Origin of the sequence: Blautia sp. MSK20_18, assembly GCF_020553125.1 — a bacterium.
In the GTDB taxonomy this organism is placed as follows: Bacteria; Bacillota; Clostridia; order Lachnospirales; family Lachnospiraceae; genus Blautia_A; species Blautia_A fusiformis.
This window is the reverse complement of the sequence record NZ_JAJCGR010000003.1, coordinates 101470-118878: the sequence shown is the minus strand read 5'-3', so window position 1 is coordinate 118878 and position 17409 is coordinate 101470. Positions and strand designations below refer to the sequence as shown.

General features: G+C 45.2%; 15 protein-coding genes. All 15 read left to right on the top strand.

Annotation, left to right across the window (positions count from 1 at the left end; all coding sequences use genetic code 11):
• Nucleotides 1-70: 70 nt before the first annotated feature.
• Nucleotides 71-604, top strand: coding sequence for a hypothetical protein (locus tag LI091_RS03115; protein ID WP_235812344.1), 534 nt, complete (start codon nt 71-73; stop codon nt 602-604).
• Nucleotides 605-681: 77 nt separating this feature from the next.
• Nucleotides 682-1575: a M14 family zinc carboxypeptidase gene (locus LI091_RS03110; protein ID WP_195273459.1), complete on the top strand. Its 894-nt coding sequence runs from the start codon at nt 682-684 to the stop codon at nt 1573-1575.
• Nucleotides 1576-2057: 482 nt separating this feature from the next.
• Complete coding sequence (locus LI091_RS03105) at nt 2058-2537, top strand: signal peptidase I (RefSeq protein ID WP_021650528.1); 480 nt, start codon at nt 2058-2060, stop codon at nt 2535-2537.
• 2 nt (nt 2538-2539) lie between these two features.
• Nucleotides 2540-3187, top strand: coding sequence for a TasA family protein (locus tag LI091_RS03100; RefSeq protein WP_195273457.1), 648 nt, complete (start codon nt 2540-2542; stop codon nt 3185-3187).
• Complete coding sequence (locus LI091_RS03095; protein ID WP_021650527.1) at nt 3184-3768, top strand: hypothetical protein; 585 nt, start codon at nt 3184-3186, stop codon at nt 3766-3768. The genes LI091_RS03100 and LI091_RS03095 overlap by 4 nt, the downstream gene beginning before the upstream one ends.
• Nucleotides 3765-4988, top strand: coding sequence for a hypothetical protein (locus LI091_RS03090; protein ID WP_265190786.1), 1224 nt, complete (start codon nt 3765-3767; stop codon nt 4986-4988). The genes LI091_RS03095 and LI091_RS03090 overlap by 4 nt, the downstream gene beginning before the upstream one ends.
• Entirely contained in the window at nt 4985-8269 is a 3285-nt protein-coding gene (locus LI091_RS03085; RefSeq protein WP_265190785.1) for a SpaA isopeptide-forming pilin-related protein, read from the top strand. The genes LI091_RS03090 and LI091_RS03085 overlap by 4 nt, the downstream gene beginning before the upstream one ends.
• A gap of 156 nt (nt 8270-8425) precedes the next feature.
• Nucleotides 8426-10450, top strand: coding sequence for a diguanylate cyclase domain-containing protein (locus LI091_RS03080; protein WP_265190784.1), 2025 nt, complete (start codon nt 8426-8428; stop codon nt 10448-10450).
• Between the two features lie 108 nt (nt 10451-10558).
• Nucleotides 10559-11746, top strand: coding sequence for a D-alanyl-D-alanine carboxypeptidase family protein (locus tag LI091_RS03075; RefSeq protein ID WP_265190783.1), 1188 nt, complete (start codon nt 10559-10561; stop codon nt 11744-11746).
• A gap of 87 nt (nt 11747-11833) precedes the next feature.
• Entirely contained in the window at nt 11834-12868 is a 1035-nt protein-coding gene (locus LI091_RS03070) for a molybdopterin-binding protein (protein WP_265190781.1), read from the top strand.
• A gap of 1 nt (nt 12869) precedes the next feature.
• Nucleotides 12870-13676, top strand: a complete 807-nt coding sequence (locus LI091_RS03065) for a metallophosphoesterase (RefSeq protein WP_022426765.1) — start codon at nt 12870-12872, stop codon at nt 13674-13676.
• Between the two features lie 9 nt (nt 13677-13685).
• Nucleotides 13686-14471 carry a segregation and condensation protein A gene (locus LI091_RS03060; RefSeq protein WP_021650519.1) on the top strand — a complete coding sequence of 262 codons (786 nt, stop codon included), beginning with the start codon at nt 13686-13688 and terminating at the stop codon, nt 14469-14471.
• Nucleotides 14472-14494: 23 nt separating this feature from the next.
• On the top strand, nt 14495-15064 hold the full coding sequence (scpB, locus tag LI091_RS03055) for an SMC-Scp complex subunit ScpB (protein ID WP_021650518.1): 570 nt from the start codon (nt 14495-14497) through the stop codon (nt 15062-15064).
• A gap of 73 nt (nt 15065-15137) precedes the next feature.
• Complete coding sequence (locus tag LI091_RS03050) at nt 15138-15935, top strand: zinc dependent phospholipase C family protein (protein WP_044960811.1); 798 nt, start codon at nt 15138-15140, stop codon at nt 15933-15935.
• Nucleotides 15936-16047: 112 nt separating this feature from the next.
• Nucleotides 16048-17277, top strand: a complete 1230-nt coding sequence (locus tag LI091_RS03045; RefSeq protein ID WP_265190780.1) for a D-alanyl-D-alanine carboxypeptidase family protein — start codon at nt 16048-16050, stop codon at nt 17275-17277.
• The last annotated feature ends 132 nt before the right edge of the window (nt 17278-17409 follow it).

Genomic DNA, 17409 nt, shown 5'->3' with positions numbered 1-17409 from the left:
ATGTTCTTTACAGAAAAGGAGCGTTGTGCTATAGTGATACGAAGGAAAAATAAAAAACGGAGAGAAAACCATGAAACACAGGATGAGAACAATAATGCTGCTTCTTCTGACTATGCTGCTGCTATGCCCGATACAGGTTCTGGCTGCAGGTGGAGAGAACGCAGTGAAGACAGATCTGGAGGACGGAGAATATTCCATACAGGTGGAGCTGGAAGGCGGAAGCGGAAAAGCCAGCGTTTCTTCCCCCACATTGATGCTGGTAAAAGAGGGGAAGATGTATGCACGGCTCCAGTGGAGCAGCTCCAACTATGATTATATGATCGTAGATGGGGAAAAATATCTCAATGAGAGCGAGGAAGGCAGAAATTCTGTTTTTACTGTCCCGGTAACTGCCCTGGATGATAAGATGGAAGTGATCGCAGATACACTGGCCATGGGCGCCCCGCATGAGATCGATTATACGCTGACCTTTTATGAGGCTTCTATTGGCTCCAAGGGCCAGCTTCCTCAGGAGGCAGCGAAAAGAGTGGTTGCAGTTGCGCTGGTGATCATCATCGGCGGCGGTATCCTGAATTATTTTGTAAACAAAAGGAATCGGTGTTAAACCGGTTCTTTTTTTATGCCCTTTCGCATAATATACATAATAATGAACATGTATAAAGACGGAAGGAAGGGAACATCATGGATACAGTACAGGATAAAACCTACGAAGCAATTTATTATTCACTGTGGGAGGCAGCTAGGCGTTACAGTAGCTTTACGCAGTTTCGGGTGATCGGAAAAAGCCACGATGACCGGATGATCCCTATGCTGGAGATCGGACAGGGAGATGCCTGTATTTTCTGTGTGGCCGGCTTTTCCGGAACGGATGGACAGATGACGGACAGGCTTACCAGGATGGCACTAGAGCTTTGCAGAATATATGAATGCAACTGGACCGTGGACGAGCTTTATGAGGTAAAAAAGCTCCTGGATCAGACCAGGCTTTGTATCATACCGGTGGTCAATCCGGATGGATATGAGATCTGCCGGAAGGGCTACAATACTGTGCGAAATCCCATTTTCCGTCAGATGCTGAAAATGCAGGATGTTCCCTGTGATGAATTCGAGGGAAATGCAAGAGGAATGGATACTGCACGGAATTTTCCTACTACCTTCTGCAGCAGAAAAAAGATCCATCAGCAGCCTGCCAGTGAAAATGAGACACGTGCACTGATCCGGATCTTTCAGGAATACGGAGGACGTGGCCTGCTGGTTTTCTGCGGATATGGAAAAAAGGTGGTTTATTATCGGCGGGATCAGAATTTTTCCACAGGTCAGAGATGCTACCGTCTTGCACGTCACCTGAAAAAATGTACCAGGGGAAAGCTGGAGCAGCTGGCAATAGAACAAGAAGCGCAGAACGGGCGAAGGAGCACAGGCAGGCCGGAACAGTATTACGGAGAAATGATCCGCCAGCCGGCTTTCCGGATCGAATTGCCGGTAAATTCCGGAAATAAAGAAGAGGAAGAACGGGAAATCCGTGATCTGATGCTGCTTCCATTGGAATATATTTACTCTCTGGTACAGCTGTAAAAAAATCTGGCGTTGCACGGATGCAGGGTCTGTCAGCTTATGAAAAATAGGGTGACAGACATACCCGCTGAGAAGCCAGTGTCGAATCCTGTCGGACGAATTTGATTGACTTCCGGATCTGTGGACCCTATAATAATATCATCTGAAACAAATCTTTTTTAACAAATGTCGCAGGAATCCTTCACCTCTGTAAGTAATGAGAGGAACTGCACATCTGAGCATATCTGCTCGAATAATTTCCATTCAGTATTTTTGCTGTATTATTATTTTGATCATGCTTGTCCTCACTTCAAAATCTGTGAGTTTAAGTGATGGGAGCATGTTGCGAATTGCCATATTGACTGCTATACAGGGAGGACTTTTTTATGGCTCAATTTATGTGGGGCAGGTCTCCGCCGGAATTTTCCTGATATCCGAACACTGTTTCTTTCCCTGCAGAGGGAAGTGATCATCAAATATCGTATGTAGAACAGAATACAGGAATGAAAATATTTTTTCGATGTATCGGCAACACGGTTCTGGGACTGATGCTGGTGATGGCATTGGTGCTTCTTATTCCCGGACTTTTCGGGATCCGGCCCTATGTGGTCTATTCCGGATCCATGGAACCTGAGATCCCAACCGGAGCTGTGGTTTTTACAAAGGAAGGAGAGTTTTCTCCGAAAAAGGGAGATATCATTACTTTTCATAACGGAGATACCGTTGTCACCCACAGAGTGGTTAAAAAAGAAAAGGATATCTTTATTACAAAAGGTGACGCCAACAAGACAGAAGATCCTGTTCCCGCAGAGGCGTCACAGATCATCGGGCGGGTAGTCTTTCACCTGCCTTATCTGGGCTACGTGATCCATTTTCTGAAAGCCCGGATCCCTTTTGCCGCAGTTTGCATAGCGGCATGTCTGTCAGTACTCTTTGATCTGGCATATACCCCAAAAAAGAAAAAAATACAGGGAGGAATTTAATCATGATGAAAAACAGAAAACTGGTAAAAGGAATCGCACTTGCTGCTGTGATCACTGCACTGGCAGCCGGAGGAACAGCTGCATATCTCACGGATTTTGAAACGGCAACCAACAGCTTTACCGTAGGAAAAGTGGATATCGACCTGGATGAGCCTAACTGGAAACCGGAGGACAATACAGATCTGGTTCCTACTCAGGTGATCCGGAAGGACCCCTATGTAGCAAATAAAGGAGTAAATGAAGCATTTGTCTATCTGGAAGTTTCTGTTCCGGTCCGAAATGTGATCACGGCAGCCAAGGATGGCACCAGAAATGCACTTGCAAAAACAGAGCTGTTCAGCTTCACCAAAAACAAGGACTGGACACAGCTGGAGCGGACCGAAGTGGGGCAGAATATGGTCTACACCTATGTATATAACCACATCCTGAAGCCGGGAACAAAGACTACAACTCTTTTTGATACAGTAACCTTTGCCAATATCATCGAAGGTCAGCTGGATACACAGCAGATCGATATGCCGGTACGGGCTTATGCGATCCAGGCTACCAATACTGGGGATGACAAGACTACGGTTCTGGAGCAGGCAACTGCTGCTTACCAGAAATATGTAAATCAGAATAAAGGACAGGCCGGTGGTGTCACGAAATGAATAAATTAAAAAGACCCGTTTTCCTTCTCCTGACAACAGGGCTCCTGTGCGCAACAGGGACTGCGGCGTATTTTTCAGACTTCGAAAAAAAGATAAATTCTGCTGCAGTGGGGTATGTGACAACGGAGATCGAGGAAGATTTTCCGGATCCTACACCTACGCCTATGGAGAATGGTCCGTCCTACAGAAAAGAGATCCGGATCGGAAATTTTTCCGGCAGTGTGAAAGGGTTCCAGGCAGACTGCTATGTGAGGATGTCCCTTTCCTACTCCAATGACGATATCGGCAGAGGCGTGAAATTAACAGGTCTGGATACGGCAAACTGGGTGTATAACAGTCAGGACGGCTATTATTACTACCGGAAAAAAATATCCGAGGGTGAAAAAACAACTCCTCTGTGTACCGGATTTCAGATCGATCCCCAAAAGATCGATGATACTTATAGGGACAGCATTAAGGATTTTGAGATCAATGTTTATGAGGAAGCTGTACAGGCAGAAGGATTTTCAGATTATGAAAGTGCGTGGAGGTATTTTTCAGATCCGGTTTCTGCTCAGGCAGAAAGGAGGGGGAATGCTTGAAAAAACACCTTAAAGCCCTGCTGGCAGGTGCTGCTGTGGCAGGCAGTATCCTGGCGTGCACGGCTACTTATGCCAGATTTTCAGATTCCGTGACAGTGACCAATCACATATCAGTGGGAGATATCAATATTTCTCTTCGGGAACTGGAAAAAAAGGACGGCCGAGAAATGAAATATCAGGATCGCCGGATCGTTCTTCCGGGAGATGAGATATCCAAGATTCCCAGGATCACCAATCACTCAGAGCCATGCTGGGTAAGGGTGAAGATCTCTTATACAGATGATCTGGAAGGTTTGGATGGTCTGGATGACAGGAATCTTACAGGAATGTCACCGAGATGGATCCGGAAGGGAGAGTATTTTTATTATACCAGGAAGCTGGAACAGGGAGTCAGCGTGGATATTTTTACCGGTGTGACTGTACCATCCCAATGGGATGAATCCTACCAGGATAAGAAGCTGGGGATCACCATCGTGGCGGATGCTGTCCAGGCGGCAAATTTTGCACCGGATTTCCGTGCCATGTCACCCTGGGGAAATCAGAAGATCTTAAGATGTATCCACGATACCGATGGTCTTGTGGTTCAGAAAAAAAGTCCGGTGGATCTGAAGGTGGAGTTTGAAGGAAATGCGCACAAACTGATCGCGGCTCCGGAAGACTTTTTTTCCGGATTTTCCACGGCAATGCCGGGAGATGTTTTTCATGATTCTGTAGAGATCCGTAACACAACGGAGCATGCTGCAGAGATCTTCTTCCGCACATCACCGGAATGTAAATCGGTAAAGGATCAGGAATTTCTGAAAAATCTGAAGCTGGTGATCACCATGAATGATAAAAAGCTGTATTCCGGGGATCTTCTGGCTGCATCTCTCAATAAGGCCGTGTCCCTGGGGGAATTTTCCAGCGGAGAAAAAGGAAACATGAGATTTGAGGTTACGGTTCCGGCAGAGCTGGATAATTTATATGCTCTTCGAGCTGCAGATGTGAAATGGATCTTTTCTGTGGAGGAGGATCAGGAGACGGCAGATACCAGCCCTGTTCCACGCCGGAATGGCAGGAAAGAAGCCACAGAAAGAGCTTCCGGAAATAACAGTTCTTCGGTAAGGACAACACCAGTGAAGACCGGAGATGAATCTCCTGTGATCCTGTTTGCACTGATGGCTGGTATGGCGCTGCTTACCTGCAGTCTGACGCTATGGAAAGGAGGACGAAAAAATTGAAAAGAAGAATGATCGGTGCATGGATGGCATTGATGATCACAGCTTCTTCTCTTGTGGTTTCGGCCAGTCCTGCAGCAGATATGAGTTCGGTATCAGCAGATCCGCAGCAGGAACAGACAGAACCGGAGGAAGAAGAGGAGGCCCCGGATATTCCGGTAACAGATCAGCCTGGGGAGGCTGAGATGCCGGTTCCGACAGCCTTGCTTGAACCGGAACCGGTGGAGGAAGCTTTTGAAGAAGGTAAAGATAATACTGAAAATACGGATAGTGATGAGCTGATCGAACCGGAAGAAGAACCGGAAGCTGCTTCAAAAGAAGGAGAAAATATAGCTCTGACAGAGATACCGGAGCAGACAGAGGATCCGGGATTTACTGTATTCACGGAAGAAAATGCGGAAATCCTTACAGGAGAAAGTGAAGAGGATCAGGAACTGATCCAGGATATCGAAAACGGAGAGATCATTGCTCTTTCTGCAGCACTTCCCGGGGAGTTCCGGGAAGCTGGCAGTGCGGAAGTAATCTCAGAAGGAGAGGATGCTATCGCAGCTACAGCACTTTCCCCGTCCCAGTATTATCTGGACAGCTGGACCAGGGTTTACTGCGATGAGATCTGGACAGCTGCCAATGATTTTCTTGGTCCCGGAAATAAAACCCGTATGGGATGTACGTATCGTTCTGTACATTATATCGATGATACAGGAGAGGAAAAGGTTTCACCTCTCTATTGCCTGAAAGCAACTCAGGATGGACTGGACAGTATGACGCTGAAGAATGAGGCAGTAAAAGCACTGACTAATTCTGTGATCCAGAAGCTTTTGTACTTTGGTTACGGAGGACCGGGGGATCTGGGGACCGGATACGACCCCTCCTGCAGTCACATAGACTGGTCAAAATGGCAGAACCGTTATGTATTTACGCATATTGCGCTGTCAAAGGTATATTTTAATGACTGTGGATATGCCACAGCAGCAGAAGTAGAACATACAGGAATAAACCGTCTGATCGATAAGATCCAGACATTGACGATCCCTGCAAGAAACAAAGCTGCCGTTTATGTTTCCGAAGACGGTTCCTGGGCAGCAGCATCCGGAAAGACGATCCCGTTAAGTGTATTTCGAAGCAGACCTGCAGGTTTTCCCTTTGTTCCGGACAGTATGAAGGACGGATTTCAGATGAGTACTCTTATGAAAGTGACGGATGGAGCAAAAGCAGGAAACGGGATCACCATAACAAGAGGATCCGCAGAAAAATGGCAGCTGGCCTACTGGACAAGTGCAGCGGATTATAATTCTCACAAAACCAATCCCAAAATGATGTCGGGGACAAGCCTGAGCCTTAAGGATGGAGCATATTTTTTTCTGATCTTTCCGTTAAATGCATCTGCAACAAAGAAGTTTTCCTGCAAAATGCTACTTCAGCCGGTTTCCTATATCCTGGTTGACGGAAGTGCCCAGGCAGGAAAAGATGGAGTACAGGATTTTGGCGCTTACGTATACCAGGGAACAAGAGGAAGCCTTTCCTTTTCAGTAAAGCCATCGGTTTACGGCAATGCAAAGCTGGTCAAGAAGGAACCCAACACGGGAAAACTGATCCAGGGAGCGCAGTACGGACTGTTTGCAGCAGAAGCTCTGACCTCCGGATACCGGACTATGTACAGTAAGGATCAGAAGGTTTCAACCGGAACAACAAACGCCAGTGGAGAGATCCTTTTTTCAAAACTGGTTCCGGGAAAATACTATGTGAAAGAAACGAAAGCCGCTGCAGGCTATAAACTGAACACCGCTATCAAAAATCTTACAGTAACCGGTGGAAAGACAACAACCGTCAACGTAACGGATATCATGGATATCAGCGGAACAGTATCCATCAGAAAGAAAGACGGAAATACCGGTGATCCACTGGCAGGAGCTGAATTCACCCTGTATCAGTGGAGTAAAAAAAGCAAAAGCTATGTAACCTTAAAAAAACTGACTTATGATGGACAGAAACGTACCTATAACTCCGGGAAATTTAATTATACCGAAGACAATCAGGGAAAATTCCGTGTGCGTGAGACAAAAGCTCCTCCCAATTACACCGGAAACTGGCAGAAGAATTTTACGCTGGAAAAGCCGGGAGAAAAGCAGGAATTCCTGTTTGAAGCAGTGAACTACCAGAACGAAAAACGAAGGATAGAGGTTCGTAAGATCGATGCGAAGACCGGTGAGGTCCTGAAGGGTGCGGAATTTACACTTTATGAATACAGTGCAGCCAAAAAAGCTTATAAAGAAAAAGGAACTCTTCTGGATTATGACATCTCCAGTGAACTTTATGTAAGTGGTGAACTTTTGAAGACTTCGGACAATGAGGGAAAATATAAGATCGTGGAAACAAAGACTCCGCCCGGATATACAGGAAACTGGGAAGAAGAGGTGGATATCACAGACAAGGATGCACGCCTTTCCTTTGAAGTTGTCAATGAACATGAAAAGGAATATACAGGGGTGATCCGTCTGAGAAAAACAGATATCTATACCGGGGAAGTTCTGGAAGATGCGGAATTTACCGTGCTTCAGTGGAATAGAGGGAAGCAGACTTACCAGAATGACCTGGGCGGGCAGAGCATCCTGAAGTTTGACATAGAAACCGGATGGTACTCTACGGAAGAGCTGGTGCTTACAGATGCTAATCAGGGAAGGTTCAAAGTAGTGGAAACAAAAAATCCGGAAAACTATACAGGCAAATACGAAAAGGAGGTAATCTTCCAGAAAAAAGAAAATACAGATACGGATACTGTGGATCTGAAAGCAGAGAATACTCCGGTGACACTTCCACTGGGAAGCATCACCATCATAAAAAAGATCAAAGAGGAGGATATTACCTGGGCTCATGGAAATCCAACCTTTTCCTTTGTGGCAGAAGGTACGGATCTATCCGGAAATCCTCACAGATATGAGGATTATGTGACCTTTACCAGAGGAAGCTATGAAACCGATAAAAATGGCTATGCAACATTATCGGTCACTCTCAGGAATATCCCGCTGGGGCAGTATACGGTCTGGGAAAAACCGGTACTACGCTACTATCTGAAAGATGTACGGGCAAATACAGAGAATGTCCGCATCATAAAAGGCGCTGCACCTGCATATGGTACAGATCCCCGGAAGATTGCTTCCGGTACGGCTGCTCTGACAATGCAAAACAAAAATGCATCGCTGACTTTTGTAAATGAGAAATCCAGATATGATCGATATTCCCATAATGACAGCATAAAAAATACCATACCTGTATCATTTTCCTGAAAAAATACAGAGGGGCAGGAGTAATCCTGCCCTTAGCTGCGTATTTTATATAGTAAAAAACAAACTGTAAAAAGAAATAAAAGAACTACATATATACCCAAATATATGGTATACTTTTTACAAATATTGTGAACTCAAGAACTCTCTGGGAGGTCGATGATGAAAACAGACGAAAAAAATCCTGTTTTTGATATTCGGGATACATTGGAAAAATACGCTTGCATTTATCGAAATACTACACTGAAGCTTTTTCAGTACTGTCAGGAGACGGACATATATGAACGTTTGGATGAATACCTGAGACCTGTAAAAAATATTACGGATTTTAAGACCAGTGGACAGAAATACAGCAATGTTTATAAAGACGACTGGAAGTTTCTGACGGATTTTCTGACATCCCGGGAAGGCGGGACGATAGAAGTGCGGTGTATCAATAAAGACGGTAATGCGAGTCTTCTGACAGTACGGGGATTTATAGCACAGGATAAAAATACCGGATATCATTATTTCATAGGAAGCTCCAGAGATATCACCAGGGAGAAGCTGCAGGAAGAATTTCTTGAGGAACGTGCCCAGAAAGATCCTCTGACCGGAGTGTATAACCGCTTTTTCGGAAAAGAACTGATCGATGAATACCTTGCATCCAGAAATCCCTATGCAGGATGCGGGATGATGGTGCTTGATGTAGATTATTTTAAAAATGTAAATGATACTTACGGACATATGTTCGGTGATGAAGTCCTGAAACGTTTTGCGGAGCTGTTTGTGGCTTTGTTCGACATTAATGATGTGATCATGCGTCTGGGTGGCGATGAATTTGTGATCCTTTTGAAGGATATCAGCCATGCAGCGATCATGAAAAAGGCAGGAAAACTGATACGGGAAGTGCAGAAACTTAAATTTCCGGGAACCACGTATCTGGCAACCTGCAGTGTGGGGATCTGCTTTCTTCCGGAAAATGTTTCCGGATATACATATCAGCAGCTCTTTGAAAATGCAGACTGGGCACTTTACCAGGCAAAGAAAAATGGAAAAAACCGCTATGCTTTCTGTGATAATCTGAGACATTTTGAGGATAAGGCCGGAAAAGAGCAGAAATTTTACGAAGGTGTGGATATCGATGCCAGATATCTCCACAATGACATTGTTTCTTCCGCATTTGAAATATTTGAAAAAATGAGCAGCTTTCAGGCAGCGATTGAACTTCTGATGAAAGTGATCGGTCTGAAATTCCGGCTTAACCGGATCACAGTCCTGCATACCAAGGTGGCAGAGCAGAAAATAAACAAGGTTTTTCAATGGGTTTCGGAAGAAGAATACAGGCTTTTGATAGATGAGATACATTTCTCAAAAAGTGATTTTATCACATTGTTTCGCCGCAATGATGAATATGGTACTGTGGTGATTCAGGAGAATGATCTGGCTGAATATTCGGAACAGGGAAGAAAGAATGTGTTACAGTGCGGAGCAAAAACTGTAGTCTGTGCTGCTATGTATTGCGAGGGAAGCTATACAGGGGCCATTGCATATGTGACCTGCCAGGAAAAAAGGCTCTGGTCCAGAGAAGATCGTAAGCTGTTGGGAGAAGTGACCAAGATCATTTCCGCGCATTATGCCAAGAACCAGGCATTTAACAGTGCTTATCGTAGCATTGCTGCAGAATCCGGATGGGATCAGCTTACCGGATTGTCTTCTTTTTCAAGATTTCGCGAAAATGTGGAGAAAATGCTGATCGGAGGTTACGGGCCGGGACATGCAGTGATATATACCGATTTTGGAAAATTTAAACGTATCAATGCAAAATACGGATATCGTGTGGGAGACCAGATCCTGCGGCAGTTTTCCGAGTATGTGATAAGCGTTCTAAAAACAGATATGGATGTATATTTTACTAGGGCGATCTCTGATCATTTTATCCTTTTCACTCCATGTGATATGGATGTTGATCCGGAAACAGCTGTTTTAAAGACCAATCAGGAGTTCTTACGGCAGATGAAAGAGAAATATCCGGATATGGAGCTCTGTGTCCGCACTGGGATCTATCTGATCACCAAAGAATGTGACAATGCATCTGAGGCGATCGATGCAGCGAATTATGCAAGAAAATATGCTGCTGGAAATTGTGAAACAGGTGTTAAGCTGTATGACGAAGAACTGAAAAAGCAAAGCGATGCAGAGTGAAAGATACAGGAATACGGACCGGAATCTATGCTTTTTCAGAATTTCAGGAATAATCTTTCAGGAAAGCTTTTACAATAGAACAGAGATGTTTGCGGCAGGAGTGAGCTTATGAACAGAAGTGTTCCGGAAAGTCTTTTAATCTGTATTTTAGTCTTATGCCTGGCTCTGACACCCGTTGGTGTCAGGGGAGAAACGGAAGATAGTGGAAAAGCACAGCAGCTGATCGAAGCGCCGGGTGCAGTCCTTATGGAAAAAGAAACCGGTACAGTGATCTATTCCAGGGATCCTGACACCCGAAGAAGCCCGGCCAGTATTACAAAGATCATGACATTGATCCTGATCTTTGATGCTATCCGTGAGGGAACCCTGCATCTGGAGGATAGCATTACCACCAGTGCTTATGCCAGATCCATGGGAGGGTCTCAGGTATTTCTGGAAGAAGGAGAAAAGCAGACAGCAGAAACCATGATCAAATGTATTGTGATCGCTTCCGGAAATGATGCCAGCGTAGCTATGGCGGAGCATGTTGCGGGAACAGAACAAGCCTTTGTGGAGAGGATGAACGAGAGGGCGAAGAATCTTGGAATGAAAAATACCCATTTTGTGGATTGCTGCGGGCTGACGGAATCACAGGAGCATTATACAACTCCCTATGACATTGCACTTATGAGCAGGGAGCTCATCAGCAGATATCCAGAAGTTCTTACATATTCATCTGTCTGGATGGAGGATATCACACACGTTACCAGAAAAGGATCCTCGAAATTTACACTGACCAACACAAATAAACTGCTGCGCAGCTATGAGGGGTGTATGGGACTTAAAACAGGCAGCACCAGTATTGCAAAATACTGTTTCAGTGCTGTGGCAGAACGAAATGGGATTACACTGATCGCCTCAGTGATGGCCGCACCAGACCCGAAAACAAGATTCCGGGATGCAGCAGCTCTTTTAAATTACGGCTTTTCTAAATGCACATTGTATCTGGATGATGCTCTGGAGCCACTGAAACCTATGAAGCTCCGCAAAGGAGTCAAAGAGCAGGTTCCGCTTGTATATAGAGGGAAATTCCGATATATCAGCACAGATGGAACGAAACCTGACAATGTTAAGAAAAAGTTGATCCTTCCCAAAGAACAAAGTGCGCCGGTGAAAAAAGGGCAGAAAGCAGGGGCACAGGAATACTATCAGGATGGGAAAAAGATCGGTAGTCTGGATATCCTGTACGGGGAAACAATAAAAAAGGCCGGATACCATGACTGGCTGGAAAGAACCTGTCAGGCATTTCTTTTGTGATGCCTGCAACATATTTTGACAAAAAGGGCAGACTGGATGTATAATACAACGGATTGAAGAAATAACAGAACAGGGAAGGGATTTTGGATGAAAGAGATCAGAACAGAAGATGCAGTGGGACACATTCTGTGCCATGATATCACGCAGATCATAAAAGATGAGAAAAAAGGCGTTCTTTTCAAAAAAGGGCATGTAGTGAAAGAAGAAGATATACCACTGCTGCTTTCTGTAGGAAAAGAACACCTTTTTGTGTGGGAGAAAAACCCGGGGATTCTTCACGAAAATGAAGCTGCAGAGATCCTTTACAAAATCTGTGCTGGAAACTCTTCCAAAGTACATGGAACTGAGATCAAAGAAGGTAAGATCGAGGTGGTATCAAAGATCGATGGTATTCTGAAAATACGTCGTGATGCACTTGGGGCTGTGAATTCTCTGGGAGAAATGATGATCGCTTCCAGACATGGCGATTTTCCGATAAAGAAAGGTGATAAGGTTGCAGGAACCAGGATCATTCCGCTTGTGATCGGGAAAGAGAAAATGGATGCAGCAGAGAAGGCAGCAGGAAATCTTCCGATCTTTGACATTCTCCCTTACCAGCAGAAAAAAGTAGGGATCGTCACAACCGGAAGTGAGATCAAAAAAGGACTGATCCAGGATACCTTCACACCGGTACTCCGGGAAAAGCTTTCCGGGTTTCCGACAGAAGTGACAGGCCAGGTGATGCCGGGAGATGATAAGGAAGAGATCACAAAGGCAATTCTTTCTTTCGCAGATGCAGGAGCAGATCTGATCATCTGTACCGGCGGAATGAGTGTGGATCCCGATGATCGTACTCCGGGCGGGATCCGGGATACCGGAGCAAAGATCGTAACCTATGGAGCACCTGTACTTCCGGGAGCTATGCTGCTTGTGGCATATCTTGAGAGGAACGGAAGATCCATACCGGTACTTGGACTTCCGGGCTGCGTCATGTACGCAAAAAGAACAGTATTTGATCTGATCCTGCCCAGAGTGATGGCAGATGATGAGATCAAGGCAGAGGAGATTGCCGCGCTGGGAGAAGGCGGACTATGTCTGAACTGTCCGGTTTGTACTTTCCCGAACTGCGGATTTGGAAAATAATATGAAAAAATTCAGAATCAAACAATATGAGATCCATACGGACAAGATCCATGCTCCACAGGGCGTGCGGATGATCCTTCTTGCAGATCTTCACGGAATATCCTACGGAAAAGACAATATCCGGCTGACAGAGACGATCCGAAAGCTTGCCCCGGACGTGATCCTTTCTGCCGGCGACATGGCTGTACGCACAGAAACGAATACTCTGGTAACTGCATGTAAGCTGCTGACAGAGCTTGCCGGAGATTTTCCCGTGTATTATGCACTTGGCAATCATGAATATAAAATGTTCCTTTCCGAAGAATACCGGCCATATTATGCAAAATACGAAAGAGCACTGAAAAAAGCCGGTGTGCATATTTTAAGGAACGGACGTGAAGATATGGTCCTGCAGGGAGAACACTTCTGTTTCTGGGGATTGGAGCTTCCCATCGAATATTATCACAAACCAAGATCACCGAAGCTAAAAAAAGAAGTGATGGAAGAAATGATCGGAAAACCTGAAGATAAAGGGATGCAGATCCTGCTGGCACATAATCCGAAATACGGAAAAACCTATTTTGAATGGGGCGCGGATCTGATCCTGTCCGGACATTATCACGGAGGCGTTGTCCGTCTCAGCGAACATTACGGCCTTTCATCTCCTCAATATCTGTTTCTCCCGCCGTTTTGCTGCGGAGACTTTCACAAAGGGGATCAGCATATGATCGTCAGTGCTGGACTTGGCGAACATACCATCCCCCTTCGGATCCATAATCCAAGGGAACTGCTGGTGATCGATATAAAACCTTCCGAAAAAATGAAATGAGGAAACCCTATGGCATTATCTGTTAAGCTGAATGTATTTGAAGGCCCTCTGGATCTTCTGCTTCACCTGATCGACAAAAACAAGATCGATATCTATGATATTCCCATTGTGGAGATCACAGATCAGTATATGGAATATCTGCATTCCATGGAAAAAGAGGATCTGGGAATCATGAGCGAATTTCTTGTCATGGCAGCCACTCTTCTGGATATCAAATGTAAAATGCTTCTTCCGAAAGAAGTGAATGAGGAAGGAGAAGAGGAGGACCCCAGAGCAGAGCTTGTGCAGAAGCTGCTGGAATATAAAATGTACAAATATATGTCCTATGAATTACGGGACAGGCTTGGAGATGCGGCAGGGGTTTATTACCGAAAACAGGATCTTCCGGAAGAAGTGCTGCAGTATACTCCACCGTCTGATCCCCAGGAACTTCTCCGGGGTCTGACACTGGAGCGGATGAGTGCGATCTATCAGGCTTTGATCCGCAGACAGGAAAATAAGATCGACCCAATCCGAAGTAAATTCGGAAGGATCGAAAAAGAGGAAATATCACTTTCCGATAAATTGCTGGAAATGAAGGAATATGCAAAAGCTCACCGAAAATTCAGCTTTCGCAGGCTGATGGAAAACCAGCATTCCAAAATACAGCTGATCGTGACCTTTCTGGCGATTCTGGAACTGATGAAGATGGGACATGTTCATGCAGAACAGGAAGAGCTTTTTGATGATATTCATGTGGAAGTTATCACGGATCCGGACACATGGAAGAATCTGACAGAGTTCGCAGATGAATAATATAGTAGGAATGAGGATAATAAGTGGAAATCAAACGAATTGAAGGAGAAATCGAAGCCATCCTGTTTGCAATGGGAGAAGCTGTGGAATTACCCCGTATTGCCAGAGCGATCCGTCAGGATCCGACAACAACGGAAAATATCATCCGAAATATGATGATCCGTTATCAGGAAGAAGAGCGGGGGATCCAGATCATAGAGCTCGAAAACTCCTTTCAGCTTTGTACAAAAAAAGAATACTATGATTCTCTTATCCGGATCGCAGCGCAGCCAAAGAAACCCACGCTGACAGACGTTATGCTTGAAACCCTTTCGATCATTGCCTACAAACAGCCTGTTACAAAAGCAGAGATTGAAAAGATCCGAGGGGTAAAATGTGATCATGCCATCAATAAGCTGATGGATTATGATCTGGTGAGAGAACTTGGACGTCTGGATGCTCCGGGTCGCCCGATCCTCCTGGGAACCACCGAAGAATTTCTGCGCTGCTTTGGTGTCCATGGGCTGGAAGACCTTCCGGAAATGGATCCGGTCCAGCTGGAGGATTTCAAGGCGGAAGCAGAGGAAGAGATCCAGCTGAAGCTGGACGTATAACAAATAACACGGACAGATGCCGGTTTACCGGGACCTGCCGGACAGATCAGAAAACAGAAGAGGAGTGACGAAAATGCCCACAACATACGCACATGATCTTTTTGGAAAAAGGGTTTACCGGAAACTTTCCGCAAAATTACAGCATCTGATCCGAAGCAACGGAAATCTGTACCGGATCGGACAGCATGGTCCGGATATCCTGTTTTATTATTTTATATCCAAAAATCCGGTGACACAGTACGGAGTGCAGATGCATGGACGGAAAGCAAGAGAATTCTTTGAAAAGGGCATGGCGAAGGTCCGGGAGGAAAAAAATCCTGCACTGATGGCTTACCTGTTGGGGTTCGGATGTCATTATATCCTGGATTCTACCTGTCATCCTTACGTCAATCAGGTAGCTGCCGAGGGGAAAATCTCACATACGCTCTTTGAGAAGGAATTTGACCGTATGCTGATGTATGAAACCGGCAAAGATCCATTGCGTTTTTATCCGTCGCATGGGATCCGTGCCAGTTTTCTCAGTGCATGGACGATACACCAGGTACTGCCGGCGATCCGTACCTGGAACATTTATCTGTCATTGAAAATGATGAAGATATTCACCTGTATTTTGGTATGTGATGATGGAGGAAGGAAGAGACGCCTTTCGGAACATGCCCTTTCCCCCGCAGGAAAAAAGATATCTGCGTTTATTACCGAATTTTTTATGAGCCCGGAGCCGGAGATCGACTGTAGGGAGGAGCTTCTTAAGCTGGACAGTCTGATGGAAGAGGCACTTGCCAAGGCGCCGGATATGCTGGAAGAGCTTGCTGCACTTGCAGTCAGGCCAGGACATCTTTCTGACAGATGGGATCTGACCTTTAACGGATGATCGATCCCGGCAGACAATAGATACAAGTGATATCTGAATGCTATCCCCGCATAAAATTAAATATAACAGTTACTGTAAACAGTTATATGAACCGTGTACGGGGTGATGCATTATGAGCAAACGGCGTATGGCCGCTGTCGTGCTGGTGACAGCGGTCCTTATTATTTGTCAGATCTTTCCGGTAAAGGCGGCAGATGACGAAAATCTATATGTATATGCACTTTCTGCAGTTCTCATGGATGGGGAGACCGGCCGTGTGCTGTACGGAAAAGAAGCATACAAGGGACGGCCGAATGCCAGCACCACAAAGGTAATGACCTGTATTCTTGCTCTGGAGCTGGCAAAGGGAGATGATTACGTACAGGTTTCCGGGAATGCGGCATCTCAGCCACAGACACGTCTTGGCATGCGGGAGGGCCAGCAGTTTTATCTGGAGGATCTTCTCTATTCACTGATGCTGAAAAGCCATAATGATTCCGCAGTGGCCATCGCGGAACATATCGGCGGCTCCGTAGAAGGTTTTGCAGAGAAGATGAATGAAAAAGCAAAAGAGCTGGGATGTAAGGACACACATTTTGTTACACCCAATGGTCTGGATGGAGAAGATGAAGGCGGTATCCATCATACAACAGCCCGGGATCTTGCCTTGATCATGGCGTATGCAATAAAAAATGCAACATTTGTCCATATTACCCAGACTAGAGATTATACTTTCACGGATATCTCAGGAAAAAAGCATTATTCGGTACATAATACCAATGCTTTCCTGGATATGGAAACAGGAGTGATCTCCGGAAAAACAGGATTTACAGGAAATGCCGGATATTGTTATGTCTGCGCAGTCCGACAGGACGAGCGATTATTTATCGTGGCTCTTCTGGGATGCGGATGGCCCAGAAATAAAAATTATAAATGGAGCGATACTAAGAAGCTTCTTTCCTATGGCAGGGAAAATTATCAGTATGTGATGCTGCCGGAGCTTCCGCAGCTGCCTGAGATCCCGGTAATAGAAGCAGCACCGGGAAAAGAAGATCCATATCCGCAAAAGTCCTATCGTTCCGGATATCCTCCCAAACAGGTTATGCTGAAAATACACGCAGTACTTTCTGAAAAAGATCGTGAGAAAAGATATCTTCTGAAAAAAACAGAAACGATCACATGGGAAACGGAGCTTCCGGATAAGCTCCCGGCACCAATACAGAAAAACCAGAAGATCGGTACACTCCATGCAAAGCTCAACGGAAAAGAACTCCTTTCCTGCCTTGTAACCGCCGATGACAAAATCGACAGAATTACCTATAAATGGTATGTGGATAAAGTATTTAAGGATTATTTCCATTAATTTAGCGACCCCTGGCATATGTCAGGGGTTAATTTTTTAACGTTCGTGACGAAAAGTATTGAATTTTCTGCAAAAAAAAGGTACAATTATACTCGGCTGAATTTTTGGTTATATTAATAAAAAAATGGAGGG

Coding starts and splice junctions, on each gene's coding strand:
- LI091_RS03115 (WP_235812344.1), top strand. CDS start 71: ATGAAACACAGGATGAGAACAATAATGCTGCTTCTTCTGACTATGCTG.
- LI091_RS03110 (WP_195273459.1), top strand. CDS start 682: ATGGATACAGTACAGGATAAAACCTACGAAGCAATTTATTATTCACTG.
- LI091_RS03105 (WP_021650528.1), top strand. CDS start 2,058: ATGAAAATATTTTTTCGATGTATCGGCAACACGGTTCTGGGACTGATG.
- LI091_RS03100 (WP_195273457.1), top strand. CDS start 2,540: ATGATGAAAAACAGAAAACTGGTAAAAGGAATCGCACTTGCTGCTGTG.
- LI091_RS03095 (WP_021650527.1), top strand. CDS start 3,184: ATGAATAAATTAAAAAGACCCGTTTTCCTTCTCCTGACAACAGGGCTC.
- LI091_RS03080 (WP_265190784.1), top strand. CDS start 8,426: ATGATGAAAACAGACGAAAAAAATCCTGTTTTTGATATTCGGGATACA.
- LI091_RS03075 (WP_265190783.1), top strand. CDS start 10,559: ATGAACAGAAGTGTTCCGGAAAGTCTTTTAATCTGTATTTTAGTCTTA.
- LI091_RS03070 (WP_265190781.1), top strand. CDS start 11,834: ATGAAAGAGATCAGAACAGAAGATGCAGTGGGACACATTCTGTGCCAT.
- LI091_RS03065 (WP_022426765.1), top strand. CDS start 12,870: ATGAAAAAATTCAGAATCAAACAATATGAGATCCATACGGACAAGATC.
- LI091_RS03060 (WP_021650519.1), top strand. CDS start 13,686: ATGGCATTATCTGTTAAGCTGAATGTATTTGAAGGCCCTCTGGATCTT.
- LI091_RS03050 (WP_044960811.1), top strand. CDS start 15,138: ATGCCCACAACATACGCACATGATCTTTTTGGAAAAAGGGTTTACCGG.
- LI091_RS03045 (WP_265190780.1), top strand. CDS start 16,048: ATGAGCAAACGGCGTATGGCCGCTGTCGTGCTGGTGACAGCGGTCCTT.